The sequence below is a fragment of the Brevibacterium sp. genome (genome assembly GCF_052105255.1).
Classification (GTDB): Bacteria; Actinomycetota; Actinomycetes; order Actinomycetales; family Brevibacteriaceae; genus Brevibacterium; species Brevibacterium linens_B.
Genome location: NZ_JBQDYQ010000068.1, coordinates 3606 through 6336, shown reverse-complemented (window position 1 = coordinate 6336; position 2731 = coordinate 3606). Strand labels below are relative to the sequence as shown.

General features: G+C 64.9%; 3 protein-coding genes. All 3 read right to left on the bottom strand.

Annotated features, from left to right (window positions below; translation table 11 throughout):
- Positions 1-112 precede the first annotated feature (112 nt).
- A complete protein-coding gene (locus tag ACTIIH_RS14280; RefSeq protein WP_441452575.1) occupies positions 113-1135 on the bottom strand; it encodes a phosphatidate cytidylyltransferase in 1023 nt (340 codons plus the stop codon).
- The gene (frr, locus tag ACTIIH_RS14275; RefSeq protein ID WP_441452573.1) at positions 1135-1692 is read right to left on the bottom strand and encodes a ribosome recycling factor; all 558 of its coding nucleotides are present in this window, start codon (positions 1690-1692) and stop codon (positions 1135-1137) included. The genes ACTIIH_RS14280 and frr overlap by 1 nt, the downstream gene beginning before the upstream one ends.
- Before the next feature lie 136 nt (positions 1693-1828).
- The gene (gene pyrH, locus ACTIIH_RS14270) at positions 1829-2581 is read right to left on the bottom strand and encodes a UMP kinase (protein WP_441090747.1); all 753 of its coding nucleotides are present in this window, start codon (positions 2579-2581) and stop codon (positions 1829-1831) included.
- Positions 2582-2731: the final 150 nt, after the last annotated feature.

The following is a 2731-nucleotide window of genomic DNA, read 5'->3' as shown; positions in this document are numbered from 1 at the left end:
CGGCCATTGTCTCATGTTCGCCGCGCGCCTGTCGTGTGCGAGCCGCCACGTCGGGCGGTCGGCTCGGAATGGTCGGTTCACGCGGTGTCGATCAGCCGCCTCGGCGATCAGCTCAGAGGTAGCCGGGCAGGACTGAGAAGAGGACGAGCGCGACAGGGGCGGTCGGCAGGATCGAGTCGAGGCGGTCCATCACACCGCCGTGGCCGGGCAGCAGGGTGCCCATGTCCTTGAGTTCGAGGTCGCGCTTGATCATCGATTCGCTGAAGTCGCCGAGGGTGGCGAAAGCGGGAATGACCGCGCCGATGACGAGCCCGGTCCAGAACGGGGCGCCGACGACCGTGATCGCCAGGACCGTTGCGACCGCTGCGGCGAAGACGGTGGAGCCGAGGTAGCCCTCCCAGGACTTCTTCGGGGAGATCCGCGGGGCGATGGGGTGTCTGCCCCACAGCACGCCGAAGACATAGCCGCCGGTGTCGGAGGCGACGACGGCGGCGAGGAAGATGATGACGTAGAAGTTGCCGTCCGGCTGGGTGAGGATGTAGACGATGAAGCAGGCCATGAGGCCGACGTAGGTGAGAGCGAAGAGGGAGAGCGAGACGTCTTTGACTGCGTTCTTCCGGCGCTCGACCATCGTGAAGAGCATGACTGCTCCGGCGCTGGCGGCGAAGGTGACCCACAGTGCTTCACGGCCGCCGATGAAGGTGGCGACGACCATGCAGGCGGCCGACACCATGGTGGGTACGCGGGAGACCAGGGAGCCGGACCGTGACAGGGCGTTCGCCAGCTCCCACATGGCGGCGACGATGCCGACGAGGACGATGAAGAGGAAGGAGATCGGCAGGAAGATCAGGGACGCGAGAACCACGCCGCCGATGAGCAGTCCCATGCCGATCGCGGCCGGCAGGTTCCGCCCGGCCCGGCCGTAGTCCTTCGGTTCCGGTTCGGCTGCGGCAGCAGCCGCCTCGGCGGTGGGGTTCGACTCCGGATCGTCGGGCGAATACGGCCTGTCCGAATTGCGCAGGTCTCGACGTTTGGGGAAAGGGGTCTCAACCCGCGCGGCCTCGCCTGACTGATCCGGCTCCCCGAGGGGAGCCGGATCAGTCGCGGGGCTGTCGGACCCAGTCACGGCGATCATCAGACCTCGAGCAGCTCGGCTTCCTTCTGCGCAAGCAGCTTGTCGACGTTGTCGACCCTGCTCTTCGTCAGATCGTCGAGCTCGGAGATGCTGCGAGTGACCTCGTCCTCACCGGCCTCGCCGTCCTTCTTGATGCGTTCGAGCGCCTCCTTGGCGTGACGGCGGATGTTGCGGATGGAGACCTTGCCGTCTTCGGCCTTGCCCTTGACGATCTTGACGTACTCCTTGCGGCGTTCCTCGGTGAGGTCCGGGAGGACGACGCGGATGACGTTGCCGTCGTTGGCAGGGTTCGCACCGATGTCGGAATTGCGCAGAGCAGTCTCGATATCGGTCAGCGTGCCCTTGTCGTAGGGGGTCACGAGGATCGTGCGAGCCTCGGGCGTCTGGAACGAGGCGAGCTGCTGCAGCGGCGTCGGTGCACCGTAGTAGTCGATCTCGATATCGGCGAACAGTGCGGGATTGGCCCGGCCGGTGCGGATCGACGCGAAGTCCTCCTGCGTGAATTCGACGGCCTTGTCCATCTTCTCTCTGGCTTCGTTCAGTGTCTCTTCAATCACGGTTGCCTCTTTCCATCTCTTAAAGCTTAGGGTTCATTCTATGGGTCAACACTGAAAAATGCCGCACCGCACCGTCACAGGAATGTTCTCACCTGCGTGGATGCCAGGCGGCCTGCCGCCACGATCGGGGCGTGCGTCAGTGGACGACCGTGCCGATCTTCTCACCGATGATGGCTTTGCGCAGGTTGGCCTCGCCTTCCATCCCGAAGACGTGCATCGGCAGCTTGTTGTCCATGCACAGGCTGAAGGCGGTCGCGTCGACGACCTTGAGACCGCGCTGCAGGGCGTCCAGATAGCTGATCTCGGCGATCTTCTCGGCATTCGGGTCGACCTTGGGGTCGGCGGTGTAGACGCCGTCGACACCGTTCTTGGCGATGAGCACCTCATCGGCGTGCACCTCGAGTGCGCGCTGAGCGGCGACGGTGTCGGTGGAGAAGTACGGGAGTCCGGCGCCGGCGCCGAAGATGACGACACGGTTCTTCTCCATGTGCCGCATGGCGCGGCGGGGAATATAGGATTCGGCGACCTGCGACATCGGGATCGCGGTCTGCACACGGGTGTCGACACCCGCCTGTTCGAGGAAGTCCTGCAGGGCCAGACAGTTCATCACGGTGCCGAGCATGCCCATGTAGTCGGCGCGGGTGCGGTCCATGCCGCGCTGTGAGAGTTCGGCTCCGCGGAAGAAGTTGCCGCCGCCGACGACGATGCTGACCTCGACATCCTCGGTGGTGGGTGCGACCTCGCGGGCGACTGCGGCCACGACGTCGGGATCGACGCCGATCTTGCCGCCGCCGAAGACCTCGCCGGAGAGCTTGAGCAGTACACGGCGGCGATGCGTCCGGAGGGCTCGGCTGGCGTAGCTGGATTCGTGAACAGGGGTGCTTGTCATAGAGTCCTTCTTCCGTGCGGGCAGGTCTGTACCCGGTGAAATCGTCGCTGTGTTCGGGCGTGTGTCTTCGGGTGCCGTTGATCGGGTGCCTGTGATCGGGCGTCTGGGTCAGTCTAGCGAAAAACGGGGTCGGACCGATTGGTCCGACCC

Excerpts from the sequence above, each read along its gene's own strand:
- ACTIIH_RS14280 (WP_441452575.1), bottom strand. The coding sequence starts at position 1,135 with ATGATCGCCGTGACTGGGTCCGACAGCCCCGCGACTGATCCGGCTCCC.
- pyrH (WP_441090747.1), bottom strand. The coding sequence starts at position 2,581 with ATGACAAGCACCCCTGTTCACGAATCCAGCTACGCCAGCCGAGCCCTC.